Raw genomic sequence first — 26,527 nt, 5'->3', positions numbered from 1 at the left:
GATGGCTCCTTCAGGATATTTGTGCCAGGCCTGGCAGCAGGCGCCGGATGGCCAGGTCAAGGGCCTGGTTGGCGCACACGCCAAGCAGGCCGATTGCCGCCAGATAGGCGAAGGTCTCGCTGGCACGCATGGCTTCCTGCGCGCTGACCAGACCCCATCCGAGGCCAGCCGGGTTGCCGACCATTTCCGCCACGACACTGACGACGAGGCACAGGCTGAAGCTGAGCCTGGCGCCGACGACGATGTGCCGGAATGCCGCCGGCGTGACCACGCAACGCCATGCGTGCCATCGGCCGAGATGCAGGGTGGCCGCCACCTCGAAGATCCTCGGGTGCAGGCGTTCGATGCCGGCGCGGCTGTTCAGGATCAGCGGCCAGATGCTGGCGAATACCGTCACCGTGATTTCCGTCTTCCACGAAAAGCCGAATACCAGCACGGCCAGGGGAATGAGCGCGATGGCTGGCAAGGGCCTGAGCAGTTCGATCGACAGTGACAGCGCGGTGCGCAGCGCAGGGCTGTAGCCGAGTGCGACGCCAAGTGGTATGCCGACCAGCAGGCACACGGCCCAGCTCGCCAGCGCGGCCCCAAAGGTGTGGGCGGCATCGGCCGGCTGTCGGCCGTCGGCAACGGCATCGCCCAGGCCGCGCACGATCTGCACGGGGGTTGGCAGGAGGTTGACCCCCGGATGCGCCAGGGCGGCCAATTGCCAGGTCGCAACCAGCGCTAGCGGCAATAGCCATGCAAACGATCGGGTTAGCGGGGGTGTCATCGGGCAGCTCCATGCAGGCGTTCCAGCAAGGTGTGCCGTGCGTGCAGGTAAGCGGGCATTTCCTTGGTGGCGATCTGGTTGCGCGTGGCGGGAAGGTCGGGGCGGATCTCGGAGGCGATCCGTCCGGGCGAGCCGGCAAGCAGCACCACGCGGTCGGCCAGGTAGATGGCCTCGTCCACATCGTGGGTGATGAAGACGATGGTGGCACCCGTGCTGGCCTGTATGTTGCGCAATTCGTCCTGCAACTTTGACTTGGTCATGGCATCGAGCGCGCCAAAGGGCTCGTCCATTAGGAGGACTTTGGGCTCGAGCGCAAGGGCGCGGGCAATCTGCAAGCGTTGCTGCATGCCGCCAGAGAGCTTCGCAGGGTACTCGTGCTCCACGTGTTTCAGGCCGACAAGCTTGAGCGCGGTGTCGATGCGTGTCTCACGCTCCGCGCCGGACAGCGTGGTCTCGATGCCAAGCGCCACGTTGCCCCGTACGGTGCGCCACGGCAACAGCGCATTGCCATAGTCCTGGAAAACGGTGACGACGCCTTCCGGCGGGCCCGCGAACGGCTTGCCTTGGTAAAGGATGGCACCTCCGGTGGGCGCGCAGAAACCGCCCAGCGCACGCAGCAGCGTGGTCTTCCCCGTGCCGGACCCGCCTACCATGCACAGGAACTCCTGCTGACTGATCTCCAGGTCGATGCCTTGCAGTACCACCTTGTCACCGGTGGCGGCGGCAAGCCGGATTTCTGCGGCTGCACAGTGAAATACGGATGTGTTCATGGCTGGGTGTAGGAAAGGGTGGAGCCGGCGGCGCTAGGGATCTGGCGGATTGCGCCCACCGAGGCGGAGGCCTTGGTCCAGGTGTCGATATCGCTGTCGCTGATTCGCGTCGTGTAGGCGGGCAGGCGAACCTTGCCGGCCACCGCCTCGGGCAGCCGTGTCCATTTCATTAGTACGGCGCGGGCGGCCTTGTCTTCCTTGCCGATGTACGCAATTGCGTCATCGAGCGCGGCACGCCACGCGCTGACGGCGTCGCGGTGGCTCCTCGCCCATCGGCCGTCTGCCATCCAGCAGGTGAGAATCACGGGATCGCCGACCGACAGCATCGGATTGCCCAGGCTTTTGACGGGGACCTTCATCGGCGCGGACGCAAACGGCTCGACGATCTCTGCGGCGGCAACACGGCCTGTGGCCAGTTGGTCGCCCATGTTGGCGAAAGCCATCTCCTGAAACGCGACGTCCCTGGGATCCACGCCGTGCTGGCGCAGCGCGTTCAAGGTGGCAACGTGGATTACGCCGTTGAGCGAAGGCGTGGCCACGACCTGGCCCTTCAGGTCGGCAATGCTGCGCACAGGGCCGTTGGCATTGGCGACCAGGCGCATTTGCGGGTTTTGCGACAGTTCCTGCGTGTTGCCCGCGATTCCCACGACGTCGAGCTTGCGCAGCCGCGCCTTGATGATGTCGATGGGCGTGCAGCCCGATACGTCGAACTGGCGGCCGAGCGCGCCCAGCACTGTCGAAACGTTCTGAACGGTCGTAATCTCGACATCGAGTCCATGTGCCTCGAACAGGCCTGTGTCCTTGGCGATCCACAAGGGCAGCCATGCGGCCGACACGACGGAAGCCACCCTTACGCGCGTCTGCGGAACCTGCTCAGCGCGCGCCATGTGTGGGGCGGCTGTCGCCGCCAATATGAGCCCGCAGGCAAGCAATCGAAAGGGCAATAGCACGGCAGTCTCCTTGATTCGGCAATCGGAGTCAGGACTGTATCGAAAACGTTATCGTAAGTGGGAGTCCGTATTTTCCCTTATCAGAGTTGCCTTTATGTTGACCTTCTCAAGATAACGGCCTACTGTAACATCAATCAATCGAAAACGTTTTCGAAAACGAGAAGGGGAAGGCGATGAGAGGTATGAAACTGGTATGTGCCGTTGCGATGTGCCTGGCCGGAAGCGCGGGCGCGCAGTCGGCGTGGCCGACCAAACCGGTGCGCCTGGTTGTGCCGTATGCGGCAGGCGGCCCCGTGGACAACCTGGCGCGCGCATTGTCCGCGCAACTGTCCACGGTTTGGGGCCAGCCGGTGATCGTCGACAATAGGCCTGGCGGCAACGAGGTGATTGGTGCGGCGGCAGTGGCCAAGGCCCCGGGCGACGGCTACACGCTGTTGCTGGCCACCGATGCGGCTGCGACGTTGAATCCCTACGTGTTCAGGAAGCTGCCTTACGATCCCGTCAAGGAGCTGGCGCCGATCACGCGCGTGGCCATGGCCAACATGGCGGTTGCCGTGTCGAACTCGCTACCCGTGACAGACCTGCGCAGTTTCGTGGCCTATGCAAAGGCGCACCCGGGCCAGATCAGCTACGGCTCCGCCGGCATCGGTAATGGCACCCACCTGTCTCTGGCCTGGTTTGCAAAGGAAAACGGCATAGAGATGGTCCATGTGCCGTACAAGGGGCTGGCCCCAGCGCTCCAGGATGTCATGGCCGGCACGATTCAGGTGACCATCGGCGCAGGATCGGTGGTGGGGCCCTTTGCGCAGAGCGGCAAGGTCAAGGCCCTCGCCATCAGCGGAAAACACCGTGCCTCGATCCTGCCCAGCGTGCCGACGTTTGCCGAGGCTGGCTTCCCGAAGTTCGATGCGAGCTTTCCGTTCAGCCTGCTGGCGCCTGGAAACACACCCGAGCCATTGCGGCAGAAGATCTATGCGGACGTCAAGAAGGTGGTCATGACAGAGCAATTCCGGACCGAGAACTTGGAAAAATATGCGCTTGACCCGGTGCTCGACTCGCCCCAGGAGTTTGCCAAGGCGCTGGTCAAGGACCGCGCGCTCGCGGCTGAAAAGGTGAAGGCTTCGGGCGCGCAACTCGACTAGCAGGCTGGGACCAAAAGACCGACACTCATTTACTGCGGCGCACGTCTCCGGAACCTCGAGACATGCGCCGTTTCAACACTTGCAACACAGAAATGCCCATGGAAGACGACGTCTACTTCTTTCGCCCTGAGGCCGGCCACGGCCTGCCGCACGATCCGTTCAAGGCCATTGTGGCGCCACGCATCATCGGCTGGATATCGAGTGTCGACAGTGCGGGGAATGCCAATCTCGCGCCCTACAGCTTCTGTTCGGCCGTTTGTTCGAATCCCCATGTCATCGCATTTTCAAGCGAGGGCTACAAGGACAGCGTGCGAAACATCGAGGCCACGCGCGAGTTCGCCTGGAATTTCGTGAGCCGGGAACTGGCCGAGCCGATGAATGCTACGTCTGAACCGGTGGCACATGGCGTGGACGAATTCCGACTGGCGGGCATCGAGTCGGCGCCGGGGCGCGCGATCTCGGTGCCTCACGTGGCGGCATCGCCTGCCGCGATGGAATGCCGGTTGCTCTGCGTCACGGAGTTGAAGGACCTAAACGGCGTATCCACCGACCACTGGGTCGTTTTCGGTCAGGTCGTGGGTGTCCATATCCGGCGGGAATACCTGCGCGATGGCAAGTTCGATACGTTTCTTGCAGATCCGGTCCTGCGCGCAGGATATCGGGCCGACTACATGCACGGCGGCAAGCGCTTAGAGCTCTATCGACCCTACTGATCGCAATCCGCCAGGCGGAAAAGAAAAGGCTCACCGTTTCAGGACGGTGAGCCTTTTATCGGGGCGAGACAAAGCGGGCTGGGCCGGCCGTCCGCCCTGGTGGCAGCGGTCAGCGTTCGCGCCTTAACTGTGCCAGGTGCCGGGTATGGCGATGGCGGACGGTCCAAACCAAGGCCCGCAGTACCGAGATGCGCGATGTGCGCAGCGCCTCGGTGCATCCTTCCAGCACCGAAACTTCGGGAAATATGCGCAGTTCCGCGGCGCTTCCCAGTGCGACGGCGATCTCGGACAACGATTGCGAGGCAATTGCATTACGGAGCAGACGGTCGAGACGCTGCTGGACCGCCTGCTCCAGATCGCCTTCGCGACGCGCCTGCGCGGTGACGTCCTTCACGCAGGCGCGTATCCGATGCAGCAGTTCGCTGGTGGATAGCGCGTCTCCTGCGTGGGGGCGAGGGTCCTTGTGCATACGGATACCTCCTGCCTTGGCGAGCTCGAAGCGGGCGTTGGCGCTCAGCTTTCGTCCGCCGGCCGCAGGTGAGCACCGGCTTCGTGCTCGATCCGCAGGTACAGTGTTTCGGCCATCGGCTGGCGCATCTCCTCCAGGATATGGCCGACCAGGCCCACCGAGCGGGCCGCAACCGCCAGGCCCCGGCAGATCTTCCATGAAATTCCCATCTCGGATGCCACGGCGGCCATGGCGCCGGTAACGTTGACGGGCAGGGCACGGTTGGCTTGCCGCTCGGCTTCGCTGCCCAGTGCCTGCATCAGGCGGATGTAAGGGCCGTCGAATCCGGTCTCGCTGGCTACCTTGAAAAGCGCTGGCGTGCGGGGGTCGATCGGCTTGTGGAACGGATGGCCGATGCCCGGAATGATTTCCTTGCGGCTGCGATAGCCTGCGACGATGTTGCCGGCAAGCGCGTCGATGTCGATGCCTTCGTCGTTGCCGTCGGGCAGCGATTCCTGCAGCAACCGGGCGGCATTGTCGAGTGACCCCACGAACACCGAGCCGAGCCCGAGCAGGCCTGCCGCGACGGCGGCCTGAACCGACTCGGGCGCGCCGCAGTACGTCATGCGGGTGGCGAGGGAGGACGGTGTGATGCCGTGCTCGACCAGAATCACCATCATGGCGTTGAACATGCGCAATTCGTTGTTTTCGGGCAGTCGACCGAAAATCTGGAGAAACGCCATCTGCCCGAAATCGAGTTTGCCCACGATGTCCTCGCAAAGATCGAGGCCGTGGATGACCACGCGTTTCGGCGTGGCCCAGGCGATGTCGGAGCGGATTTCCTTCTGTTTCATGATGTCTTCCTCTTGGAGTCCTGCTGGGTTGGTTGGGTCTGAAGGTAGTCCTTGGCGAGATCGCGCAGCACGTGCTTGAGGATCTTGACGCCGTTCGGGCCGTCGACTTGCGGGAAGCTTTCCAGCGCGACGATGCGCCGGGGCATCTTGAAGCCGGCGATGCCACGCTTGCAGAAGTCGAGCAACTCGGCTTCGCTGGCGTGGCCGTCGCCTGCGCGGATAAAGGCCACGGCTACGTCGCCTTCGCCTTCCTGATGCACCCCCACCACCTGCGCCGCAGCCACCGCAGGATGCGTCACCAGGAATTCCTCGATCTCGGCGGGGTCGACAAGGTAGCCGCGCAGGCGCAGCGTGTCCTTGAGCCGCGAGAGGTACTGGAACGCGTTTGCGTCGGCGCGCGCCAGATCGCCGGTACGCAGCCAGCCATCGGCGGTGAATGCCTCGGCCGTGGCCGTGGGATTGTTCAGGTACCCAGCCGTGATGTTGTAGCCCCGCAGTTGAAGTTCACCTTGTTCGCCTTCGGCGACCTGTTCGCCAGTGGCCGGGTCGGCAATGCGAAACGCAATGTCCGGCGAAACAGGGCATCCGCCCGCCATGCGCCTTTCTTCGGCATTCGCTTCGGCGCTGCGTATCGCAGCCAGGGCGAAACACTCCGACATGCCATAGAGCGCCGTGAGCGGCACCCGCCATCCATCCCAGGCCTTGCGGATGATGTTGCCCCCGAGGCCGGCGAATTCGGCGAAGCCGCCACGACGCCATCGGCTGAGGTTGCAGGCCGGCACGTTGAGGACCATGTCGAGCATGGCATCCGAACCGTAGAAGTGCGTGACATGGTGCCGGGCGATGGCATCGGCAGCAGCCTGCGGCTTGAATACCGGCAGGAACACGCAGGCAGCGCCGGCCGCAAGCGATGCCAGGGCAACGGTGAATCCCATGACTCCATACAGCGGCAACGCGCAGAGCGTGGCGTCGCCGGGGCGCATATCCGTGGCCTTCGCTACGTTGAAGGCGTGGGTCACGATACCGGATTGCGTGTGTATGGCGAGCTTCGGCTTGCCCGTGGTACCCGAGGTGCTGAAAGTGCACCAAGGGTCGGTTCCGGCTCCGTCGACCGCTTCGAGAGGCGCGAAGGTCTGCCACATGAATTGGTCGCTGTACGGTACGTCGACCACATGTTTCACGGCGCTGACGGACTGCTGGATGGCCGACGCCGCTTCGATATAGTCGAAATCGAGGAACCGTGTTGGCACCACCAGCATTCGTGCCTGTGCGGTATTGACGACGTGCAGGGCTTCGGCTGTGCGCAGGCGCGTACTGACCGGAACCACGAGCACGCCCAGCTGCGCGGCGCCGAACAGCAATTGCAGCCAGACGGCGCCATCGGGCAGCCAGACTGCCAGGGTGTCGCCTCGGCGCAGGCCCATCTCCTGGAGAAAGCTGGCCGCGCGTTGCGATGCAACCTTGAGTTCGTGCCGGCTGACGCAATTTTCACCCTGATGGAATGCCGCAAGCTGGGGTGCGTGGCCGTCGAGGATATGCTGAGGCATGGCGACGTTCCTCACTGCGCAAGCGCGGCACGCGCGATCTGCAGGCGCTGCATTTCGGACGTGCCCTCGCCAATGCGGAACGCTCGCGCATCGCGATAGAAGCGCTCGACCGGAAGCTCGCACATATAGCCCATCCCCCCAAAGATCTGCAGCACGCGGTCACTGACGCGGCAGCCCATCTCGCTTGCAAACAGCTTGGCGCGCGATGCGGCGATACGCGCGTTGGGGTCGCTCGCATCGACCAGCTCGGCCGCACGGCCAATCAACAGGCGTGCGGCTTCGATATCGACATCGTTGTCGGCGATCATGAACTGTATGCCCTGGTGCTGGCCGATCGGGCTGCCGAAAGCCTTGCGTTCATTGGCGTACTCGCACGCCATGGCCTGCGCGCGCGATGCCAGGCCCAGCGAGCGGCTGGCCGACAGCAGCCGGTCCTGATTAATCGAACTCATCATGCCAAGGAAGCCTGCGTTTGGCGCGCCAAGCACATCGGCGTCGGGCACGAAGCAGTCTTCGAGCGTAAAGCCGTTCAGGTGGTAGCCGCGCCAGCCCATCTTCTTGTACCGCGTCATGCCGACCACCCCGGGATTGCCCTGGCGCACGATGAAAGTACCGAAGCGGTCCTTGAGCGATGCCGCCGGATCCGTAACGGCCAGGATGATGATGTAGTCGGCCGTTTCCGCATGCGAGATGAAATGCTTGCTGCCGTTGAGCTGCCATCCGCCGGGCACCTTGGTGGCCCGGGTCTTCAACCCGCCAAGGTCGGAGCCGGAATTTGGCTCCGTCAACGCATAGGTGATGGTCTTCCTGCCTGCGAGGACGTCGGGCAGTAACGTTTCGCGTTGCGCGGCATCGACTTGCGTCAGTTGCAGCGGAAGGTGCCCGAAGACCTCGCTCAGCGGTACGGAGGTGTAGGTCAGTTCTTCCAGAATCGCCACCTTGGCCGCCGCGGAAAGGCCCGGTCCCCCGGCGGATTCCGGGAGGTTGAATCCGTAGAGGCCGAGTTCGGCCACTTCGGCGCGCAGGCGTGCCAGCAGCGCGGTATCGACGTCGTCGTCGGTCTCGATCTGCTGTTCGAGCGGCACCAGCCGCTGGCGTACGAACCGGTGGGCTGTCTCGCGGATCATCGACAGTTCGGTGTCTTGATTTGAGTGATGCATGAGTTGCTCCTCGCTGGAATTACAGGGAAATTCGAATGTCATTCGAAAACGTTTTCGATGAGAGTAGGGGGAAGTCGAAGTCAAGTCAAGAGCGAGGCGGCGAGTCGAGGGGAAAACGGTTTCGGAACGGGTTTAGGCGGAGGCGCATCTGTGAGCGATAATGTCGCGCATAGCACCCTGGGGAATGCAATTGGACATCAAGGAATTTGCCGCTCATCTGAAACTGTCGGTGAGCACCGTCTCCAAGGCCATTAACGGGCGCGCGGATGTGAGCCGCGACACGCGCGAGCGGGTGTTGAAGGCTGCGGCCGAGCTGGGATTCAGCCCCGATCCCGCCGGGCGGCGCCTGCGCCGGCAGTCATCGGACACAATTGGCTTTGTCATCTCTGCGCCGCAGACGCAGTTCGCGCATCCGTTCTTCCTGAACATGCTTGCAGGCATTGACGAGGCGCTGGACGGCACGAACTTCCAGGTCATCATCGCTTCGGGGCGAACCGTGGAGACCGAGATCGATGTCTTCAGGCGTCTGGTCGAACGGCAGCGTGTGGATGCGCTGCTCTTCGGCCGTACACGTCGCCAGGACGAGCGCATCGAATACCTGCTCGAGAAGGACGTGCCGTTTGTCGCCTACGGGCGCAGCGACAGTTCGCGGGACTTTCCGTTTGTGGATATCGACCATACGGTGGTCGGCCGCGACGGGGGCGCGCGCTTTATCGCGCTGGGCCACAGGCGCATTGCCCTTATCCACTCGCCCGAATTCCTGATGTTCAGCTACTACGAGCGGCTTGGCTATGAGCAAGCGCTACGCGCTGCCGGCATCGAGATTGATCCGGCATTGTGTGTGGAAGAGTCCATGACCGAAGAGGGCGGCCTGCGAGCGGCGCGTCAGCTCCTGGCGCTGCCAAATCCGCCTACGGCGTTTGTCTGCGGGCATGACATGGTGGCTGTGGGAGCCATGCGAGCCATCGCCGAAGCGGGCAAGGTGGCTGGCCAAGACATAGGAGTGATTGGCGGAGACGACCATCCCGTGGGCAGGTTGATCACACCCGCGCTGACCACGTTTTCGGCGGAAACCCACCGTGTCGGCCGGCGTATGGTCGAGATGCTGCTCGCGCGCCTGGAGGGTGCCGACCCCCGGACCTTGCAGGAAGTCTGGGCCCCCGAATTGATACTGCGTTCTTCGGACGGGCCTCCGAGAGCACGTTGATGCCCTAAACCAGCACCGTGCGCAAGCGTTGACTTGCGCTCTCGACGCCTGCGTGCTACCTTGCTTCGAAAACGTTTTCGAAATATACCAAGCTATCGAAGAGGAGGTGCTGAAGTGATGAAAAAGGCGTGTGACATAGAGGGTCTGCCTGGGCGGTTTTCCAGCCGCCTTATGCTTCGCAACGCGGATACCGACCAATTCCGGCACATCAACAATGCAGCCGTTGCAACGCTGCTGGAAGAGGCGCGAATGGCCATCTTTACAGAGGGCGGATTGCGCGACTCCATGCAGGACAGGCACGTCGTGGTGGCGCATCTCGCGATCGACTTCATCGCCGAGATCTTCTACCCGGGGGAGATCGAAGTACGCACCATGCCCGTCAGCACGGGCAATACGTCGTTCGAGCTGACGCAAGCGCTGTATGCAGGCGAAAAGCTGTGTGCGCGTGCCAGCGCAACATGCGTGCTGATGGATTCGAATCAGAGCCGCCCGACGCCCCTGCCTCCGCGTCTTCGTCAGCATCTGGCCCCGCCCGTACCGGGAACGTGTGGCGACACTGGCCGATCATCTACTGGAGAGACGATGTGAAAGACTTTCAGACCTTGGACCTGGCACTCCGCGACGGCATAGGACTCATCACGCTGAACGACGTGTCGCGCCGCAACGCACTGTCGCGCCGCATGGTTAGCGAGATGATCGACGCCATTGACCTGAGCCGGACCCTTGGCGCCCGTGCGCTTGTCATCGCCGCGCATGGATCGACCTTCTGTGCCGGTGCCAACATCGACGATCTTCGTGATGGCTGGATGGAGCGTGCTGATCCGAAGAGCGATCCAGCCTTGCTGTTTCGGAAGCTCGTGCAGGATGACCGCATTGTCGTGGCGGCAGTGCAGGGGCCCGCGGTGGGCGGAGGTTTCGAGTTGACCCTCGCCAGCGATCTCGTGGTTGCGGAGGAGAACGCGTGGTTTGCGCTGCCAGAAGTCTCGCGGGGCGTCATTCCCAACACCGGCCTGGCGCTACTTCCCGCGATCGTCGGTACGCGGCAGGCGCTTCACCTCGTGCTGACTGGGAAGCGTTTGCCTGCCGCCGAAGCATTGCAGTGCGGGATCGTCAATGAACTGGCGGGCAGTGGCAGGGCAGCGGATCAGGCGGTCGAGCTTGCAAAACGCATCGTAGCCAATGCCCCGCCGGGAGCACTGCGCGCAGCGAAGCGCCACTTGCATGCGCATTCGGCCTATGACTGGGAGCGTGTCATCAGCTCCGTAACCGATGTGCCGCGGGCCGAATGGCAAGAAGGTTTGGATGCCTTTACGGAGAAGCGCCCGACGGAATTTGGTCGCCTATGGCAGCAAGCCCATCACGGAGATTGAGAATCATGCTGGAATACGTCAATGACTCGCGTGCGCCACTGCCTCGCGGCCACTACTCGCAGGCTGTGAAGGCGAACGGATTCGTGTTCGTCTCGGGCCAGCTACCGGTTCTGCCCGGCGACGACCTGAGGATTCCGCCAGGCCTGGATGCTCAGGTCATGCAGGTGTTCGAGAATCTGAAGAACGTGTTGCTGGCGTCGGGAAGCTCCTTGCAGCAACTGGTCAGCGTGCACATCTTCATTGCCGACATTGGCAACTGGCCGCGCGTAAATGAACTGTATGTCCATATCCTTGGCGACGGGCCAGCCCCGGCCAGAACCGTCGTGCCATGTCAGCAACTTCACTATGGGGCTGATCTGGAAGTGAACGCCGTTGCGCTGGCTAATCGCGTGTGAGCTGAAAATGGTGCTCCGTGACAGGAGCTTTGGCCGTTCTTCGACGGAGGATGGCCGTTTTTTGCGGTCGAACGGTCACGCCTTTGGTTTCTCTTCCAGGCAAGACCTAAGTTTGCCGATGTTCGGCCACTCAGGCCGGGAGGGGCGGATGGCAGTTACTGGCCGACTGCGACCCGACACTGGCCTTCATCGAAGGATTAAGGAGCAACACCCGCAGGCCCGTATGCGCGCCCAAAGATGTGGACGCAGGTCATACCCCCGCGTCGTACTGATGGATCTGCGCCGCCAGTCGTTGCAGCAACCGGTTCGCCGCAGGCGAAAGCTGGCGGCCCACGCGCGTGATCAGTTGGGCCTCCGGACTTTGCAGCAACCGGTTCTCGACCGGGATTGCCATCAGTTGGCCAGCTTCCAGTTCAGGGGCAACCGCGATCCGCGCCAGAAACGTGAAGCCGAGATTATTGGTGATAAACAGCTTGAGCAAGGTGACCGAACTCGTTGTCAACGCTGGCGTCAGCCGGACTCGATCGAGCAGCATCGCCGCCTCCACCAGCCGCCGCGTGCCGTGCTCCGGATGCGTCAATGCCAGCGGATAAGGAAGCAAGTCCTGTAGCGTGACCGATCCGGACTTGCCGGCGAGCGGGAAATCCGGCGCAACGATCGCGTGCATCGGTTGACGCGATTCGGAGCGGCTGACGACCTTGGGGTCGGGCGACGGGTTGAATGCCAGCCCGATGTCGGCCTCGTCCTCGGCCACGCGACGCACCACTTCGTTGGTGCTGCACAGGTCCACTGTGAGCGAAATTTCCGGGTGGCTTTCGCGGAACTGCCGTATCGGACCGCCGACCATCGTCGACGCGAAGCCTTCACCCATGACGACGGTGACCTTGCCGCGGCGCAGCCCGCGCAATTCCTGGATCTTGGAAACGAGGTCGGCCTGGTGGGCGCGCTGTTGTGAGAAGTACTCGAGCAACAGCGCGCCAGCGTCGGTTGGCTTGACTCCTCGCTTGTTGCGCTCGATGAGCGGCGTGGCGAGTTCCTCCTCGAGCAGTGCGATCTGCCGACTCACGGCAGAGGGCGCGATGTCGAGGAAGTCGGCCGCCGCGCGCACTGTGCCGCAGCGCACCGCTTCATACAGGTAAGCAATACGGCTTTCGGTGTAGGGGGCTGTCATGCGGTGGTTTTTCCTCTACCGCTCCGGTTGAAACATCAGCAGGTGCATGCCATCGTCTATCGGCAGCCAGCAGGGCACGACCTTCATGCCGATGCAAACCTCATGCAGCGAACAATGGACCAGGTTGGCAATCACATTGACGCCGACATCGAGGGTCACCGACGCGACCACATAGGGCTCGTGTCCACGAAAAGCCGCGGCGCCGCGCCGCACCACGGTCCATGAAAAAATTTCGCCGCGGCCGGAGACCTCGCGCCATTCGATGTCGGTCTTGCGGCCGGTGAAGATGCTGGTTGGGCGCGGGTAATGCTGATACTTGCCGGTCGCCTGGCAATACTGGATGACCAGCTTCTTCTCGCGTGTCGCCGCCCAGAAGGGTTGCGTGAAGCTGGATGGCTTGATCGCGCGCTTGACAGCAAACGTATCATTGAGAAGTTCGGGAATAGCTGTTTCCATGGTCCGCCTTGTGTAGGGCTCATGCGTTGGGAGCCAGGACCAGGGCGCTGCTCGTGCCCCAGTTGCGCGAGTAATTGATCCAGCCGATGCCACTCACCAGCGCATTGGCGGTATTCCTGACCTGACGCGCGCCGCCTTCGCCCATCAACTGCCTCACTGCCTCGATCAGGTTGTGCGAACAGCATGCCGCTTGCCCCGCCGAGATCTGGCCGCCGCCGGTATTCAAGGGTAGGTCCCCATCGAAGGCAAAGTTCATTTCGCGGATGAACTGCACGCCCTGGCCACGCCCACAAAAGCCGAACGCCTCGAGCTGCAGCATGATCGCGATGATGAAATCGTCGTAGGGATGAAACGATGCAACATCCTTGGGCGCGAGTCCGGCCTGGGCGAGGGCGCGTGTGCCGCAAACTTCGTGGCCACTGCGGGTAACATCGACGAAGCTCTCTCCGCCCTGGAAGTTGGTCCGCTCCCCGTAGCCGATCGGTATGACGAACTTGTCGATGCCCTTTTCCCTGGCGCGTCGCCTGCTGGTCATCAGCAGGCCGGAGGCGGCGTCGCAGCGCATGACGCAATCGAGCAGACGTATCGGGTCGGCAATCATGCGCGAGTTGAGATAGTCATCGATCGTGATCGGCTTGCGCAGCTTCTCGCAGGCGTTCTCGTTCAGCACGGCGTGATTACGCTGCGTGACCGCGAGCTTGCCCAGCATCTCGTAGTCAAGTCCATACTGATGCTCGTAGCGCCGCGTCAGCAAGCCGAAAGCGTCGGGGGGGCCGAAGACACCGTACGGATCGGCCCACTCGCGGCGGAAGCTTCGGTCACCGCGGTTGTTTTCCGCCACGCCCGTATCGGCGAACAGCAGCAAGGCCGTGGTGCACAGGCCGGCATCGATCGCCGCCGCGGCACGTGCGACGGCGCCGGTGGCTGAACAACCGCCGATATGCACCTGGTCGCAGTAGTCGAGCTCCAGGCCGAGCTGGTCGGCCGTGACCTGTGCCCAGAAGCTCTCACCGGCCGCTGTCAGCCCGAAGCCGGCCATGACCAGGCCGTCGATCTCCCCCTTCTCGAAGCCGCTGCGGTCGAGCAAAGCTTCGAGGACCTCGGCATCAAGCTCCCAGACGTCGCGATCGCTTTTTTCCATGACCTTGGTTTCGGCAAAAGCGACGATCGCCGAATCGCGCAGGCCGTTCACAGCGTCCCTCCGCCACCCGGCGCCTTGATGGGCACGGCCTTCTTGTTCAGGAACTCGCTCAGGCGGGCGGTCGTTTCGGGGCTGAGGGTGTATTCACTGACCAGCCGCTCGACGAAGATGCCATCGTCGTAAGACATATCCGCGATGCGCGGCAAGGCATTGGTGATGGCGAAATTGGTCAGCGGCGCGTTGGCGCAGATGCGCCGGGCCAATGCGACTGCCTTCTCCAGCGCCTGTCCCTTGGGCACCACATACTGCACCGCGTTGAAGCGCAGCGCTTCCTCGGCGTTCAGCACGCGTCCCGTCAACATCAAATCCGTCATGAGGGCGGTTCCGATCAGCCGGCTGATCCGCACCGAGCCGGCGCCGCCGACGAAGATGCCACGTTGGCCCTCGGGCAGGGCGAAGAACGCCGTTTCGTCGGCGACCCGAATATGGGTGCTGGCCGCGGCCTCGAAGCCACCACCGATGGTGGCGCCATGCAAGGCAGAGACGAACGGTATCCTGCCCCGGGCGATCAGCTCGGTGTCGTAATTGCGGGGATAGGGCAGTTTGTGATCCTTGCCGCTTTCCCACATCGCCGCGGCGTAGGCGAGATCCAGCCCGCCGCTGAAGCACTCCCCATGACCAAACAGAACGCCACACCTGGCTTCTTCACCCGCGCGCATCACGGCCGTGTGCAACTGCTTATGCAGTTCGTCGTTGAAGGCATTGCGCTTGGCCGGGCGGTTGAGACCGATCAGGGCAACGTCGCCATCGAGTTCATAACTTACTACTTCGTTACTCATCTCTTTCTCCTTCCTTGTTTCGTTGATTTAACGAGGGCAACAGCCCGGTCATGCCTGCGCCACTGCATCGAGGTGGGCAAGCAGATTTCGTTTGAGCAACTTGCCGGTGTCGGTCATCGGCAAGGCGGGCAACACGCGAAACAGTGCCGGTTGCTTGTAGGGGGCCAGTTGCTCGCGCAGGTAGCCGCGCAGGACTTGTTCATCAAAGCCCACGCCGTCGCGGAGCTCGAGGAAAGCGATCACCTTCTCGTTGCCATCAGGCTCTCGCTGCCCGACGACCGCCGAGCGCTGCACGCTGGGATGCTGATTGAGCACAGCTTCTACTTCTGCCGGATACACATTGAAGCCGGAGCGGATGATGAGCTCCTTCAGTCGGCCGGCGATGAACAGCGCGCCGTCCTCGCCTAGCCGCCCAAGGTCACCGGTGGCATACCAGCCGCCGGGACGGAACGCCTGCCGCGTCGCCTCGGGATCGCGAAAGTAACCAGGCGTCAGATACGGCCCGGCGAGCCAGATCTCCCCGGTCTCTCCCGCCGCGACATCGCGATGGTCGGGGTCCACGATGCGTAGGGACATGCCTTCCAGGAGATAGCCCGCGGCGGTGTCCTGGCGCCGAACGTTGCTTACGGTGGCGCAGCCGACGGGGGCTTCCGAACTCGCATAGCCGTGATGCAGCGGCAGGCCGAAACAAGCCTCCACGCGCTCCTTCAGCGCGACATCGAGCGGACTGCTCCCCGTGTAGAGGTAGCGCAGATGCGGCGCTGACGGTCGGGCAATGCCATGGCTCTCGAGGTGGGCAAGGAGGCGTGAATACAGCGCCGGCGGACCTTGCAGTTGGCTGACCCGATGATGGGCGAGTGCGTCGAGCACGTCGGCGGCCGAGAACGTCTGCCGCAAGACCAAGGTTGCGCCCGAATGGAGCGACGAGGCCAGCACGGCGGCGAGGCCGAAGATATGGGTCATCGGCACGAACAGGCACAAGCGATCGTCGCGCCCGAGGCCGCGGGATTGGCAGGAGACGCGCGCGGCATGAAGCACGGCTGCGTGCGTCACCATGACGCCCTTGGGCCTTCCGGTGGTGCCGGAGGTGGAGATGATTGCCGCGACGCGTTCGGCTTCGCTGCCTTGTTCGGCGACCGCCTCAAGGTTCACGTCGCTGTGCATGAGTCCGTCGAGTGTCGATGACCGGGCCTGGTGGCGCCGGGCATGGGTCATTGCCACCGCCGAGACCCCCGTGGTGAAGTAGACCAGCCGCGCATCGACCAATTGCGCAAAGGCGTCGACTTCGCCGGCGGCCATTCGTGCATTGACGCCGCAGGACCAGGCGCCGACGCGACTGCAGGCGAGCAGCAAGGCGATATGCTCGGTGCAGTTTTCCGTCACGATTACCACCCGATCGCCGGGGCGCACGCCCAGGTCGAGCAGTTCCGCCTCCAGGGCGCTGGCCATCGCGCCGACCTCGGCATAGGTCACAGTGCGATCGGGCAGATGGATGAATTCGCGGTCGGGCTCACTCGCGAGCCACGGCTCAAGGAGTTCGTGGATGCGGCTTGGATTCATAGGTTCTCCAGAAAGAAACAGATTCGGGCGCGATGCATTGCCTGGATCGGCAATGCGCCATGGCGGACCAGTGCCATCAGCCGAACACATTCAATGCATGCCGCGCAATGGCGATCTTGAGAACGTCGGTCGGTCCATCGGTGATCAACATGCTGCGCTGGTCACGCCAGAATTTCTCGATCGGCAATTCGGTCGAGAGTCCGATACCGCCGTGGAGTTGCATGCATCGATCGGCGGCTTCAAAGGACTTGCTGTCACCGAAGTTCTTCACCATGTAAGCCTCCGTACGAATGTCCTCGCCGCGATCGTGCTTCCAGGCTGCGTGCCTGACCATCAGTTCGAGCTGATGCCACTCCAGGTAGGAATCGGCAATCGACCATTGCACGCCTTGCCGTTCAGCAAGCGGCTTGCCGAAGGTCACCCGCTCGTTCGCGTAGCCCGCGGCCAGCTCGAGACAGCGCTCCATCACCCCGCAGGCCCTGGCGCCGTGACGCACGCGGAGTACGGTGAGCACTTTCTGTGCGTGCTTGAAGCCTTCGCCTTCGGCGCCGATGCGATTTTCGACCGGCACTCTGACATCGTCGAAGGCGATTTCCCAAGGCGTGTCGTCGACCAGCATCTTCTGTGCGCGCAGCAGTTTGACCCCGGGAGCTTTCATGTCGACGATGAAGGCGGAGATCCCCCCGTGCGAGCCCTTGGTGCGGTCGGTCGCGGCCATCAGCTGCGCATAATCCGCATCAGCCGCGCCGGTGATGAAGCGCTTGAAGCCGTTGATCACGTAATGATCACCGTCGCGCACGGCGGTGGTCTTCATGCCGCCGGGGTCAGAACCCGCATCGGGCTCGGTCTGGGCGAAGCACCATTTCAATTCGCCGCGCAGTGTCGGCAAGAGAAAGCGCTCCTTTTGCGCAGCGTCGAGTTCATAGAGCACGGGGTACACCGTCGCGCCGAACGGATTGATCGCCCGTACCGGCAAGGCCACCGTGCGGGCGAGTTCGGACCACACGACGGTTTTGGCGAGCAGGCCGAAGCCCAGTCCGCCGTATTCGACGGGCACGTCGAACTTGTCAAGCCCCAGCTCTTTCCCGAACGCCTCGACGCGGGCACGCAGTTCGGGAATCAGCTTGTCGTCCTTGCGCGCCGTGAGTTCGGCCGGAATAAGCTCCTGATCCACAAAGCGGCGCAGCGAATCCTTCAGCATGCGCAGTTCTTCCGGTAACGCAAAATTCATCATTTCGTCTCCGTTCATACCTATTTCCTTTTAGCGCCGCTGCGTGCGCGCATGCCGCACGGGCAGCGCTCAGCGCGATGCATTCGACTGGATGTACTGGTTGAAGAAGGTCTCCATCCCCGGCGGCGAGCTTTTCAGTTCCACAATGACGCGCTCTCCGTCGGCACCAAGGACGAAATGTGCCGGCGCCAGCGCCGCCTTTTCGTACTGCGCCATGAATTGCGGATCCTTCGCCATCCTTTCCACGGCGCTGCGCAGTTCAGCGACGGCAGCATCGGGGGCATTGGGCGGCATGAAGATCACCCGCGCCATGCGCGAGATCCTGTTCAGGAACTGCAGCGCTTCCCACTTCGTACCAGCAGGGTTTGCATTGGCGCCGTGGATTTCCCGATAGAGCTCCAGGAAGGTGGGCACATCGGGCAGGTTGGGACTGCGGTTGCCATCGCCGCGCTGGAACTGGAAGAGTGGAATCGCGAGACCCCTGCCCACCAAACTGTTCTTGGCAAAGGAGTTGTAGCCGGGCAAGGAATTACTGACCAACTGGATGTCGCCCTGGAGCATCGCGACTTCAGCCTCGCGCGTCCCCTTGTAGCCGGTGATGGTCCGGTATTTGGCGCCTAGCAGGTCAAGGGCCAGACTCTGGCGCAACGCCGACCAGTCCGAACCATTCGAAAGTACGGCGGCACGAAACGGATTGACGTGGGCAATGTCGGCAGGCTTGGCGATGCCCGGGGCGGTGTCACGCCGAATGTAAAGCAGGTTGGTCTGCTCCATGCCGGCAATGAACTTGAAGTCGTTGAATTGGACCCGCAAGTTCGGATGATGCAGGATCTGCTGCATCGGGTCCCAGGTAAAGAAGCCGATGTTGAGCTTGTTCGTCTCGGAGACCTCGCCGAGTTGGTTGACGCCGATCATGCCGCCGGCGCCCGATACATTGCGAACGACGACAGCGCTGGTGCCTTTCAGAAAGCGCGGCAGATGTTGCGCAAAGACGCGCCCCTCCAGGTCGGTGGGGCCGCCCACCGGGAAATTGACAATCACATTGACCACGCGGCCGGCAAATTCCTGCGCATGGGCGATACCCGTGCCGGAGAGCATCGCCAGGACGCAGGCAACGCTGCGAAGCTTAGACATCAGACGCATTTCTTGAACTCCTGATAGCCGACATGAAGTGAATCGCGACGCCGGTAGCTGCGCTGATCGAGTCTGCGGGCGTCGCGGGCACAACGAATCGCTTGGCGCGATTCGGCTCCTGTCCGTTTCGCGGTCAAGTCACGAACGGCCCACCCGTGTCGTCGGCGTGGCGGCGGTCTGGACCCACACGCTCTTGGTTTGCGTGTATTCGTAAAGCGCCTCGACGCCGCTCGTGCGCCCGTAGCCGCTGTTCTTGTAGCCGCCAAATGGGGAAGCAACATGCACCGAGCGGTACCCGTTGATCCAGAATGTGCCGGCGTCCACCTGGCCCGCCACACGGTGCGCGCGGGCAACGTCGGTGGTCCACACTGCACCGGCCAGGCCGAATTCGCTGTCATTGGCGATCGCGATTGCTTCCTCCTCCGTGTCGAACGGAATCGCGGCGATCACGGGTCCGAAGATCTCGGTGCGGGCGACTTGCATGGAGTTCGAGACGCCGGCGAACAGCGTCGGCTTGACGTAATAGCCGCCCGGCTCGAAATCCGTGGTGCCGGCCGCGAGCTGGGCGCCTTCTGCGACGCCCGCAACGATCATCCGCTTGATGTGCTCGTACTGGCCGCGGTTGCTGATCGGCCCGATCTCCGTCGACGATTCGAGCGGATGCCCGATGCGCAGTTGGCGCGCGCCGTGCGCCACCTTGTCGACCAGTTCGTCGTAGATTCGGCGCTGCACGAGCAAGCGCGATCCGGCGGTGCAACTCTGGCCCGTGCCCGAGTAGACGGCTGCCTGGGCGCCAATTGCGGCCATGTCGAGGTTTGCGTCGTCGAAGACGATATTTGCGGACTTGCCGCCGAGTTCAAGGAGGCACGGTATCAGGTGCCGCGCAGCGGATTCGGCGATCTTTGCGCCCGTTGCGGGCGAGCCGACGAAGACGACCTTGCGCACGATGCTGTTCGCAATGGCTGCCTGCGCCGTCGTGTGGCCGTAGCCGGCCAGCACATTGACCAAGCCGGCGGGCAGGCCGGCCTGTTCAGCCAGCGAGGCAACCGCCAGCGACGTGAACGGCGTCAGCTCCGACGGCTTGAGCAGCACTGCATTGCCTACGGCGATGGTCGGCGCGACTTGCCAGCCGAACGCCAGGATGGGGATATTCCACGGCGTGACATGGAGGATGGTCCCGTAAGGCTCGCGGCGCGTGTAGTTGAGGTGGGTGGTCGGCACGGCGATGACGTCGCCGTGGAACTTGTCAGCCCAGCCCGCGTAGAACTCGAACATCTCTGCCACCATCTCGGCCTCGCGTAGGCTGTCGCGGATCGGCTTGCCGGTCGAGATCGATTCAAGGCGGGCCAGGGCTTCGCCGTGCTCCCGAATTTTCGCGGCCACCGCGAACAGCGTGCGCCCACGTGCGGCGTGAGTCATGCCCCACCAGGTTTTCTGCGCCTCGCGCGCGGCAGCGCAGGCCAGCGCGGCCACGTCGGCACCTGCGTCGCGATAGCTGACGCTCTGCTCTCCGGTCGCGGGGTCGAACAACTGGATCTCGTCGCCGGTACCCGGGATCAGCCTCCCGCCCACATACGAACCGATGTCCGTGGCACCTGGAAAGAATTCGGCAAAGGCCGCCACAAGGAATCCTGCTTTCGATTGCTGCATCGTGAATGCTCCAGTCAGTGGTGTTCGTCCGGGGCAGTATGGTTGGAGGGTGTAGGCCGTTCAATGGCACAGGATCCGCATTTATGTTCTGAAAAAGAGAACACGCACTTGGCAATGAGCACGGTACAGAGCGAGCCGGAAAATCGCTTCCCTGCACATGGCGGCCGCTTTGCATTTCACGACAGGCCCGCGCGGAAGAACCCGTCCTCCTGCAATCAATGTGATGCATGACGGCCTGTCGGCCGACGCATGACCTGAATTTCCGGCCCCTACGCAATTCGCAGGAACTTGCTACATTGCTGACTGCTGGCGAAAACAGCCCCCCGCTGCCGCGCCGCTCACCGCAAACCGCAAACCGACAGGCCAAGGAGACATCGCATGCGCACCGCACTTCAACTTCGTTCGAAAATCAAGAGCAGCGGTGAACTCGAGTTGTCGCTGGACAGCATCGACATGCCGCGTCCCGGTCCGGATGAAGTACTCATCCGCATTGAAGCCTCTCCTCTCAACCCGTCGGACCTCGGCCTGTTGTTCGGCGCGGCGGACATGAGCACGGCCAGGGCCGGCGGCACGGCCGAGCGCCCCGTCATCACCGCGCGCGTTCCGGAAGGCGCGATGCGCAGCATGGCGGGCCGCCTCGATGCGTCCATGCCGGTTGGCAATGAAGGCGCGGGAGTGGTCGTCGAGGCCGGCTCGTCCCCTGGGGCGCAAGCTTTGCTGGGCAAGACCGTGGCTGCCATCGGCGGCGCGATGTACTCGCAGTACCGCTGCATTCCCGCGGATCAGTGCCTGGTCCTGCCTGAAGGCGCCACACCTGCCGACGGCGCGTCGTCATTCGTCAACCCGCTCACGGCACTGGGCATGGTCGAGACCATGCGGCACGAAGGACATAGCGCCCTGGTGCACACCGCAGCGGCCTCCAACCTCGGCCAGATGCTCAATCAGATCTGTATCAAGGATGGCATCAAGCTGGTGAACATCGTGCGCAAGCCAGAGCAGGCGGACCTGCTCAAGGCACAAGGTGCGGTCCACGTCTGCAACACCGCGTCGCCGACGTTCATGCAGGACCTTACCGAGGCATTGGTCGCCACTGGCGCAACGATCGCGTTCGACGCCACGGGCGGCGGCAAACTCGGCGGCCAGATCCTCACGTGCATGGAAGCGGCCCTGAACAAAACGGCCCGCGAATACAGCCGCTATGGCTCGACCACCCACAAGCAGGTCTACCTCTACGGCGGCCTGGACACCAGCCCGACCGAATTCAGCCGCAACTTCGGCATGGCGTGGGGCATGGGCGGCTGGCTGCTGTTTCCGTTCCTGCAGAAGATCGGGCGCGAGCGCGCCAACGCGCTGAAGCAACGCGTCGTGGCGGAACTGAAGACGACCTTTGCCAGCCACTACTCGAAAGAGATCTCGCTGGCCGAGGTACTGGACCTGGACGTGATCGCCGTCTACAACAAGCGTGCGACGGGTGAGAAGTACCTGATCAACCCGAACAAGGGCGTGGCTATCAAGTAAGCCAAGGGAGACTTGCAGCGCATTCAGCAGTCGGATCGCGCTGCCGGAACGGACCCTCGCGCTTCTCAAGTTTCGCGACAACGCTCTGTTGCTTATTATAAAGATGGCAGGCTATTGGACGTGATGGCTCGGCCATGCGAATGGGCGCTCTCAAACGTTCGCGCCTCAAGTATCGGGTAAGGCATGGCGGAGTTGCGTATTCCTTAGCGGCAAGGGGAGGTAAACTGCAATGAGCCACGCTGTCGCTGTTCACACGCCTGACAGCAATGTGCCGATCGTAGCGGTCGGCGCATCGGCGGGCGGCATCGGTGCGCTACAGACCCTGTTTGGCTCCCTTACGGGCACACCGCCTTATGCGCTGGTCGTGTTGCAGCACTTGCCGCCCGCTCATACCAATCGACTGGCGGATGTGCTGCGCAAATGGACACGCATTCCCGTGATCGAAGCGCGGGATGATGCGCGTCCCTTGCCTGGTTACATCTATATCCCGTCACCTGACAGCATCCTGACGCTGGAAGAGGGAGTTTTCCGCACACGGCCGGCACAAGGCGGCGCTCGCCGCCCGGGCATCGATATGATCGACGCATTCCTTGAAAGCGTCGCGGCGCCGGGCAGCCCGCGGGCGGTTGCGGTGATACTTTCTGGCATGGGCATGGATGGTACTGCGGGCGCGGTAAGTCTGCGGCAGGCCGGCGGCATCGTCATCGTCCAGGACCCCTTGACTGCGCAGCATGACGCCATGCCCATGGCAGTGATCCAGCGCGGCATTCACGATCATGTGTTGCCCGTCACTTCGATAGCGGGGCAGTTGCGTGCGTGCTTTGAGGAGGGATACACAAGACCGGCTGCCTCGGAACTCTGGGAATCCACGGTTGCCAGAACGCTCGATCGGATCCTGTCACTGATTCGCCGCGAAGTTGGTTTTGATCTCAGCGGCTATCGGCCGTCGCCATTGCTATGGCGTATCCAGCAACGAATGGACGTGCGGCTCGTCTATTCCTTTGAGGACTACGCCTGGCTCGTCGAGGACGACCCCATCGAGCTTGAGGCATTGGTCCGGGGCTTGCCCATTCATGTCACGGAGTTCTTTCGTGACGCTGAAGCCTGGAGCGCTTTGAAGCATGACATGCTCGAGCCGCTGGTGAAAGAGAACGACGGTACGCCGCTGAGACTCTGGACAACAGCTTGCTCGACTGGCGAAGAGGCTTACTCGTTGGCGATACTGCTGGACGAAATCGTGCAGGAAAGCGGACGCGCTGTCGATTACCAGATCTTCGCGACCGACGCGGCGCCGGAAGCGGTCGCCATGGCTAGCCACGGCCGCTTCAGGGCTGAGTCCTTCGCCAAAATGGACGCCGGTCGGGTCTCTCGCTACTTCTATGCTGCAGATGGTCGCTATCGCATCAAACGTTTCGTGCGCGAACGCATGGTGTTTGCCGTCCAGGATGTGATATCGGACCCGCCTATCGCCGGGGTCGATGTCGTGACCTGCCGCAACCTGTTGATTTATCTGGAACCTGCCACCAGCAAGGACGTGCTGCGCACACTCAACAGCGCTTTACGTATCGGAGGCGGCCTCTTCGTCGGGGCGAGCGAAGCGTATCCGCTGGATAGCGTTGGCTTCGTGCCGGTCTCGAGAAGGTGGAATATCCACAGGAAAGTGGACGACGTTGGAGAGACCAGACGCAGCGTGGCGCCAAGCAACGCCAGCATTGCACGGTCAACGGTTCGTACGGCGGCGGAGTCGTCCCATCTTCCGGCGGTACTGATTGACGAACAATGCAATCTTTTACGTCTGTATGGAGATACGGCGGGCATTTTAAAGTTTCCCGCCGGGGAGCCGACCCTGAATCTTCTGCGGCTTGTCAGCGGTGCCTGCGCAGCGGAGCTCAGAATCGCGGTCCAACGGGCGTTGGCATCCGCAAAACCGCAGGCGTTCCTGGGTATGTTCGAGATGGCAGGCAAGATTGCCTCCGTCAGGGTCAGCGCGACTCCCCTGGAACCCTCAACCGACGGAAAGCCGAACCGATTGCTGGTCTCGTTCAATACCGAAGATGCGGTCGGCAATGATGTGGATGCGCTCGCGGCCAGCAAGGAACCGTGCGATATCGATGGTCAAAGGATGGATTGGGAAGAGGACCTGCGCATTTCCCGCGAAGAGCTGGAGGCCTCGCGTGAAGAACTGCAAGCGCTTAACGAAGAGCTGAAGGCCGCAAACGCGGATCTGAACGCCAGCAACCAGGATCTCAACGACGCGAATTCCGATCTGAAGGAGAGAGTCGCCGAAATCAGGATGCAAAGCGATGTGCTGTCTTCAGGCGCTGTCATGACGGTTTTTCTGGATCGGGACCTGAAGGTGCGCTGGTTCACGCCGGCTATCTCCGAGGCCATACCGCTCATGCCGAACGATATTGGCCGAAGCGTTTCTGACCTGCGCCGGTCGTTTCGCGATGACCGCTTCATTTCCGATATTCGGACCGTTCTGGCAACAGGAATCCAAAGCGATGCCATCGTCGGACGAGGCCAGGATCGCTGGCTTCTGAGGCGCATCTATCCCCATCGCTCATCCGAGGGCGTCACACTCGGCGTAGCTATCACGTTCGCCGATGTAACGGACCGAACCCGCGCCGAACACGGCCTCCAACGCAGCAAGATCTGGCTCTCCGCACAAAAGGAAGCATTCCAGTCAGCCATGAACGGCGACTCGCTGGAATGCTCGCTTGGCATTCTCATCCAGAGTCTGCTGGACCAGGCGGAAGACCATCGACGGTGCGCGTTCTACATCGCCCGGGGTGATACGTTGCACCATGTAGCCGGTATGCCGGCTGACTACGCGAAATGCGTGGACGGATTCCTAATTTCGCCGGAATCGCTGGCATGCGGGCTCGCCGTTGCCACGGGTACCCCCGTCATTACGCGGGATGTCCTTGACGAACCCCGGTGGCAACCATGGACATGGTTGGCAGACCAGTTCCACTACCGCGGTTGCTGGTCCTTCCCCGTGGAGACTTCCGCAGGCAACCTGGTGGGTTCACTGGCGATGTACTTCGAACAGCCACGGGAACCGTCGGAGATCGACATCGAGCTGGCGGCGGCATTCACCCAAACCGCAGGCATTATTATTTCGCGGCATGCGTCAAGTTGAAAAATCATGCTTCCGACCGGATGTGGGATTCCGACCGGAATCGGCTTGAGTTACCACCCGCTCGAGGTACCGTGATCTCGAACTGGACCGGTCGTGGCCTCTTCCGTTGCATGATCATTGCGCGCGTTCCAACGTGGTTGTCTTGGCAGACGTCATGGGTCCTGCTCAGATGAGGAATGTCTCCGTCAGACGACACCAGAACGCCGCCCCCAACGCCAGGTTCCGGTCATCGAAGTCGTAGCGCGGATTATGCAAACCGCGTCCGCCGTCGGATGGGCCGTTGCCGATACGCACCAGCGCGCCCGGGCATTCCTGCAGCATGTAGGCGAAATCTTCACTACCCATCATCTTCGGATAGTCGCGGTCCACATTCTCCTGGCCGGCCAGTTCCACCGCAACGTCCGCCGCCAAGGCAACCGCATCGGCGGCATTGTCGACGACCGGATAGCCCTCCACATAGCGGATCTCCGCCTTCGCGCCATACGACTCGGCGGTCAGGCGGACCAGCGTGGTGATGCGGTCCTTCAGCAGTGCGCGCACCTCCGGACTGAACGAACGCACACTGATGCCGATTTCGGCATCCGCCGGAATGACGTTCAGTGCGTCCCCGGCTCGCAGCCGGCCAACCGTGAGCACTGCCGACTCGCCGGGAGGAACATTGCGCGAGACGACAGTCTGCAGCGCCATCACGATGGCAGCCGCCGCAACAAGCGGATCGACCGCCAGATGGGGGCGCGCGGCATGGCCGCCCAGGCCGACGACCTTGATAAACACCCGGTCGCCTGCGGCGAGAAATGGCCCCTGCCGCATCAGGAACCGGCCTTGGGGTACACCGGGATGGTTGTGCATGGCAAATACCATGTCGCAAGGAAAGCGCTCGAACAAGCCATCCGCCACCATGGCCTTGGCGCCGCTGTCGAACCCACGCTCCTCCGCTGGCTGGAAAATCAGGTTCAGCGTGCCGGAGAAGTTCCGCGTGGCCGCAAGGTGCTTTGCCGCGCCAAGCAGCATGGCCGTGTGGCCGTCGTGCCCGCAGGCATGCATGAGGCCGGGCCGGCTGCTGGCATAGGGAAGCCCGGTGTCTTCCTGGATGGGAAGTGCATCCATGTCGGCACGCAGGCCAAGACGCTTGTCACCGTTTCCGACGCGCAACTGGGCAACCAGACCCGTCTTTCCGATGCCAGGGGTCACCTGGTATCCCCATTCCCGCAGCTTTGCGGCGACCAGTTCGGCAGTGTCGTGCTCCTCAAAAGCCAGTTCCGGATGCCGGTGGATGTGCCGCCGCAGCGCAGTCAGTTCGTCGTGTAGCGGAAGCAGGTCGGAAAGCCCTGTACCAGCCTTGGGTTTGATGGCCATC

At 62.6% G+C, this 26,527-nt stretch carries 24 protein-coding genes; 8 read left to right on the top strand and 16 right to left on the bottom strand.

Annotated features, from left to right (window positions below; all coding sequences use genetic code 11):
- Window positions 1-10: 10 nt before the first annotated feature.
- From ACIGJB_RS27015 to ACIGJB_RS27005, 3 genes are read right to left on the bottom strand one after another with little or no spacing between them, the layout of a single operon-like run.
- Window positions 11-769, bottom strand: a complete 759-nt coding sequence (locus ACIGJB_RS27015; RefSeq protein ID WP_483733038.1) for an ABC transporter permease — start codon at window positions 767-769, stop codon at window positions 11-13.
- Entirely contained in the window at window positions 766-1,539 is a 774-nt protein-coding gene (locus tag ACIGJB_RS27010) for an ABC transporter ATP-binding protein (RefSeq protein WP_483733037.1), read from the bottom strand. The genes ACIGJB_RS27015 and ACIGJB_RS27010 overlap by 4 nt, the downstream gene beginning before the upstream one ends.
- A complete protein-coding gene (locus tag ACIGJB_RS27005) occupies window positions 1,536-2,426 on the bottom strand; it encodes an ABC transporter substrate-binding protein (protein WP_483733036.1) in 891 nt (296 codons plus the stop codon). The genes ACIGJB_RS27010 and ACIGJB_RS27005 overlap by 4 nt, the downstream gene beginning before the upstream one ends.
- A 245-nt stretch (window positions 2,427-2,671) precedes the next feature.
- Here ACIGJB_RS27005 and ACIGJB_RS27000 point away from each other — a divergent pair, with 245 nt between their 5' ends.
- Together ACIGJB_RS27000 and ACIGJB_RS26995 are read left to right on the top strand one after the other, a co-directional pair.
- Window positions 2,672-3,631, top strand: coding sequence for a Bug family tripartite tricarboxylate transporter substrate binding protein (locus ACIGJB_RS27000; RefSeq protein ID WP_483733035.1), 960 nt, complete (start codon window positions 2,672-2,674; stop codon window positions 3,629-3,631).
- A 98-nt stretch (window positions 3,632-3,729) separates the two neighbouring features.
- Window positions 3,730-4,344: a flavin reductase family protein gene (locus tag ACIGJB_RS26995; protein ID WP_483733034.1), complete on the top strand. Its 615-nt coding sequence runs from the start codon at window positions 3,730-3,732 to the stop codon at window positions 4,342-4,344.
- A 109-nt stretch (window positions 4,345-4,453) separates the two neighbouring features.
- On the opposite strand, the gene ACIGJB_RS26990 is transcribed toward ACIGJB_RS26995, so the two are convergent.
- The 4 genes from ACIGJB_RS26990 to ACIGJB_RS26975 are packed head-to-tail and all read right to left on the bottom strand — an operon-like array spanning window position 4,454 to window position 8,353.
- On the bottom strand, window positions 4,454-4,813 hold the full coding sequence (locus ACIGJB_RS26990; protein WP_483733033.1) for a hypothetical protein: 360 nt from the start codon (window positions 4,811-4,813) through the stop codon (window positions 4,454-4,456).
- Between the two features lie 44 nt (window positions 4,814-4,857).
- Window positions 4,858-5,646 carry a citryl-CoA lyase gene (locus ACIGJB_RS26985; protein WP_483733032.1) on the bottom strand — a complete coding sequence of 263 codons (789 nt, stop codon included), beginning with the start codon at window positions 5,644-5,646 and terminating at the stop codon, window positions 4,858-4,860.
- Window positions 5,643-7,193 carry an AMP-binding protein gene (locus tag ACIGJB_RS26980; protein WP_483733031.1) on the bottom strand — a complete coding sequence of 517 codons (1,551 nt, stop codon included), beginning with the start codon at window positions 7,191-7,193 and terminating at the stop codon, window positions 5,643-5,645. The genes ACIGJB_RS26985 and ACIGJB_RS26980 overlap by 4 nt, the downstream gene beginning before the upstream one ends.
- 11 nt (window positions 7,194-7,204) lie before the next feature.
- Window positions 7,205-8,353 (bottom strand): acyl-CoA dehydrogenase family protein, encoded by a 1,149-nt coding sequence (locus ACIGJB_RS26975; protein WP_483733030.1) that lies wholly within the window; start codon window positions 8,351-8,353, stop codon window positions 7,205-7,207.
- 190 nt (window positions 8,354-8,543) lie between these two features.
- Here ACIGJB_RS26975 and ACIGJB_RS26970 point away from each other — a divergent pair, with 190 nt between their 5' ends.
- The 4 genes from ACIGJB_RS26970 to ACIGJB_RS26955 all read left to right on the top strand — a co-directional run bounded on the left by ACIGJB_RS26970 (window position 8,544) and on the right by ACIGJB_RS26955 (window position 11,325).
- Complete coding sequence (locus ACIGJB_RS26970) at window positions 8,544-9,560, top strand: LacI family DNA-binding transcriptional regulator (RefSeq protein ID WP_483733029.1); 1,017 nt, start codon at window positions 8,544-8,546, stop codon at window positions 9,558-9,560.
- Window positions 9,561-9,677: 117 nt separating this feature from the next.
- Window positions 9,678-10,148, top strand: a complete 471-nt coding sequence (locus ACIGJB_RS26965; RefSeq protein ID WP_483734672.1) for an acyl-CoA thioesterase — start codon at window positions 9,678-9,680, stop codon at window positions 10,146-10,148.
- Complete coding sequence (locus tag ACIGJB_RS26960; RefSeq protein WP_483733028.1) at window positions 10,145-10,930, top strand: enoyl-CoA hydratase/isomerase family protein; 786 nt, start codon at window positions 10,145-10,147, stop codon at window positions 10,928-10,930. The genes ACIGJB_RS26965 and ACIGJB_RS26960 overlap by 4 nt, the downstream gene beginning before the upstream one ends.
- Before the next feature lie 5 nt (window positions 10,931-10,935).
- Entirely contained in the window at window positions 10,936-11,325 is a 390-nt protein-coding gene (locus tag ACIGJB_RS26955; protein WP_483733027.1) for a RidA family protein, read from the top strand.
- A gap of 250 nt (window positions 11,326-11,575) precedes the next feature.
- On the opposite strand, the gene ACIGJB_RS26950 is transcribed toward ACIGJB_RS26955, so the two are convergent.
- From ACIGJB_RS26950 to ACIGJB_RS26915, 8 genes are all read right to left on the bottom strand, one after another.
- Window positions 11,576-12,496 carry a LysR family transcriptional regulator gene (locus ACIGJB_RS26950; protein WP_483733026.1) on the bottom strand — a complete coding sequence of 307 codons (921 nt, stop codon included), beginning with the start codon at window positions 12,494-12,496 and terminating at the stop codon, window positions 11,576-11,578.
- A 15-nt stretch (window positions 12,497-12,511) separates the two neighbouring features.
- On the bottom strand, window positions 12,512-12,952 hold the full coding sequence (locus ACIGJB_RS26945; protein ID WP_483733025.1) for a Zn-ribbon domain-containing OB-fold protein: 441 nt from the start codon (window positions 12,950-12,952) through the stop codon (window positions 12,512-12,514).
- Between the two features lie 19 nt (window positions 12,953-12,971).
- Window positions 12,972-14,144, bottom strand: a complete 1,173-nt coding sequence (locus tag ACIGJB_RS26940; protein ID WP_483733024.1) for a thiolase family protein — start codon at window positions 14,142-14,144, stop codon at window positions 12,972-12,974.
- Complete coding sequence (locus tag ACIGJB_RS26935) at window positions 14,141-14,932, bottom strand: crotonase/enoyl-CoA hydratase family protein (protein WP_483733023.1); 792 nt, start codon at window positions 14,930-14,932, stop codon at window positions 14,141-14,143. Before ACIGJB_RS26935 ends, ACIGJB_RS26940 begins: the two co-directional genes overlap by 4 nt.
- Window positions 14,933-14,980: 48 nt before the next feature.
- The gene (locus tag ACIGJB_RS26930; protein WP_483733022.1) at window positions 14,981-16,492 is read right to left on the bottom strand and encodes a class I adenylate-forming enzyme family protein; all 1,512 of its coding nucleotides are present in this window, start codon (window positions 16,490-16,492) and stop codon (window positions 14,981-14,983) included.
- A gap of 76 nt (window positions 16,493-16,568) precedes the next feature.
- Window positions 16,569-17,741 carry an acyl-CoA dehydrogenase family protein gene (locus ACIGJB_RS26925; protein WP_483733021.1) on the bottom strand — a complete coding sequence of 391 codons (1,173 nt, stop codon included), beginning with the start codon at window positions 17,739-17,741 and terminating at the stop codon, window positions 16,569-16,571.
- Window positions 17,742-17,792: 51 nt separating this feature from the next.
- The gene (locus ACIGJB_RS26920; protein ID WP_483733020.1) at window positions 17,793-18,950 is read right to left on the bottom strand and encodes a Bug family tripartite tricarboxylate transporter substrate binding protein; all 1,158 of its coding nucleotides are present in this window, start codon (window positions 18,948-18,950) and stop codon (window positions 17,793-17,795) included.
- Between the two features lie 45 nt (window positions 18,951-18,995).
- Window positions 18,996-20,507: an aldehyde dehydrogenase family protein gene (locus ACIGJB_RS26915; protein ID WP_483733019.1), complete on the bottom strand. Its 1,512-nt coding sequence runs from the start codon at window positions 20,505-20,507 to the stop codon at window positions 18,996-18,998.
- A gap of 378 nt (window positions 20,508-20,885) precedes the next feature.
- Here ACIGJB_RS26915 and ACIGJB_RS26910 point away from each other — a divergent pair, with 378 nt between their 5' ends.
- Both ACIGJB_RS26910 and ACIGJB_RS26905 read left to right on the top strand, forming a co-directional pair.
- The gene (locus ACIGJB_RS26910; RefSeq protein WP_483733018.1) at window positions 20,886-22,025 is read left to right on the top strand and encodes a zinc-binding dehydrogenase; all 1,140 of its coding nucleotides are present in this window, start codon (window positions 20,886-20,888) and stop codon (window positions 22,023-22,025) included.
- A 229-nt stretch (window positions 22,026-22,254) separates the two neighbouring features.
- Window positions 22,255-25,170: a chemotaxis protein CheB gene (locus tag ACIGJB_RS26905; protein WP_483733017.1), complete on the top strand. Its 2,916-nt coding sequence runs from the start codon at window positions 22,255-22,257 to the stop codon at window positions 25,168-25,170.
- A 165-nt stretch (window positions 25,171-25,335) separates the two neighbouring features.
- On the opposite strand, the gene ACIGJB_RS26900 is transcribed toward ACIGJB_RS26905, so the two are convergent.
- Window positions 25,336-26,526 carry a M20 aminoacylase family protein gene (locus ACIGJB_RS26900; protein ID WP_483733016.1) on the bottom strand — a complete coding sequence of 397 codons (1,191 nt, stop codon included), beginning with the start codon at window positions 26,524-26,526 and terminating at the stop codon, window positions 25,336-25,338.
- Between the last annotated feature and the right edge of the window lies 1 nt (window position 26,527).

It is taken from the genome of Cupriavidus sp. C2SS-8b, assembly GCF_057073745.1.
The sequence above is the reverse complement of the archived record's forward strand: the minus strand, read 5'-3'. Positions and strand labels throughout refer to the sequence as shown.

What these genes read in the sequence shown, in the direction of transcription:
- ACIGJB_RS27015 (WP_483733038.1), bottom strand. Translation starts at nt 769, where the DNA reads ATGACACCCCCGCTAACCCGATCGTTTGCATGGCTATTGCCGCTAGCG.
- ACIGJB_RS27010 (WP_483733037.1), bottom strand. Translation starts at nt 1,539, where the DNA reads ATGAACACATCCGTATTTCACTGTGCAGCCGCAGAAATCCGGCTTGCC.
- ACIGJB_RS27005 (WP_483733036.1), bottom strand. Translation starts at nt 2,426, where the DNA reads ATGGCGCGCGCTGAGCAGGTTCCGCAGACGCGCGTAAGGGTGGCTTCC.
- ACIGJB_RS27000 (WP_483733035.1), top strand. Translation starts at nt 2,672, where the DNA reads ATGAAACTGGTATGTGCCGTTGCGATGTGCCTGGCCGGAAGCGCGGGC.
- ACIGJB_RS26995 (WP_483733034.1), top strand. Translation starts at nt 3,730, where the DNA reads ATGGAAGACGACGTCTACTTCTTTCGCCCTGAGGCCGGCCACGGCCTG.
- ACIGJB_RS26990 (WP_483733033.1), bottom strand. Translation starts at nt 4,813, where the DNA reads ATGCACAAGGACCCTCGCCCCCACGCAGGAGACGCGCTATCCACCAGC.
- ACIGJB_RS26985 (WP_483733032.1), bottom strand. Translation starts at nt 5,646, where the DNA reads ATGAAACAGAAGGAAATCCGCTCCGACATCGCCTGGGCCACGCCGAAA.
- ACIGJB_RS26980 (WP_483733031.1), bottom strand. Translation starts at nt 7,193, where the DNA reads ATGCCTCAGCATATCCTCGACGGCCACGCACCCCAGCTTGCGGCATTC.
- ACIGJB_RS26975 (WP_483733030.1), bottom strand. Translation starts at nt 8,353, where the DNA reads ATGCATCACTCAAATCAAGACACCGAACTGTCGATGATCCGCGAGACA.
- ACIGJB_RS26965 (WP_483734672.1), top strand. Translation starts at nt 9,678, where the DNA reads ATGAAAAAGGCGTGTGACATAGAGGGTCTGCCTGGGCGGTTTTCCAGC.
- ACIGJB_RS26955 (WP_483733027.1), top strand. Translation starts at nt 10,936, where the DNA reads ATGCTGGAATACGTCAATGACTCGCGTGCGCCACTGCCTCGCGGCCAC.
- ACIGJB_RS26950 (WP_483733026.1), bottom strand. Translation starts at nt 12,496, where the DNA reads ATGACAGCCCCCTACACCGAAAGCCGTATTGCTTACCTGTATGAAGCG.
- ACIGJB_RS26945 (WP_483733025.1), bottom strand. Translation starts at nt 12,952, where the DNA reads ATGGAAACAGCTATTCCCGAACTTCTCAATGATACGTTTGCTGTCAAG.
- ACIGJB_RS26935 (WP_483733023.1), bottom strand. Translation starts at nt 14,932, where the DNA reads ATGAGTAACGAAGTAGTAAGTTATGAACTCGATGGCGACGTTGCCCTG.
- ACIGJB_RS26930 (WP_483733022.1), bottom strand. Translation starts at nt 16,492, where the DNA reads ATGAATCCAAGCCGCATCCACGAACTCCTTGAGCCGTGGCTCGCGAGT.
- ACIGJB_RS26925 (WP_483733021.1), bottom strand. Translation starts at nt 17,741, where the DNA reads ATGAACGGAGACGAAATGATGAATTTTGCGTTACCGGAAGAACTGCGC.
- ACIGJB_RS26915 (WP_483733019.1), bottom strand. Translation starts at nt 20,507, where the DNA reads ATGCAGCAATCGAAAGCAGGATTCCTTGTGGCGGCCTTTGCCGAATTC.
- ACIGJB_RS26910 (WP_483733018.1), top strand. Translation starts at nt 20,886, where the DNA reads ATGCGCACCGCACTTCAACTTCGTTCGAAAATCAAGAGCAGCGGTGAA.
- ACIGJB_RS26905 (WP_483733017.1), top strand. Translation starts at nt 22,255, where the DNA reads ATGAGCCACGCTGTCGCTGTTCACACGCCTGACAGCAATGTGCCGATC.
- ACIGJB_RS26900 (WP_483733016.1), bottom strand. Translation starts at nt 26,526, where the DNA reads ATGGCCATCAAACCCAAGGCTGGTACAGGGCTTTCCGACCTGCTTCCG.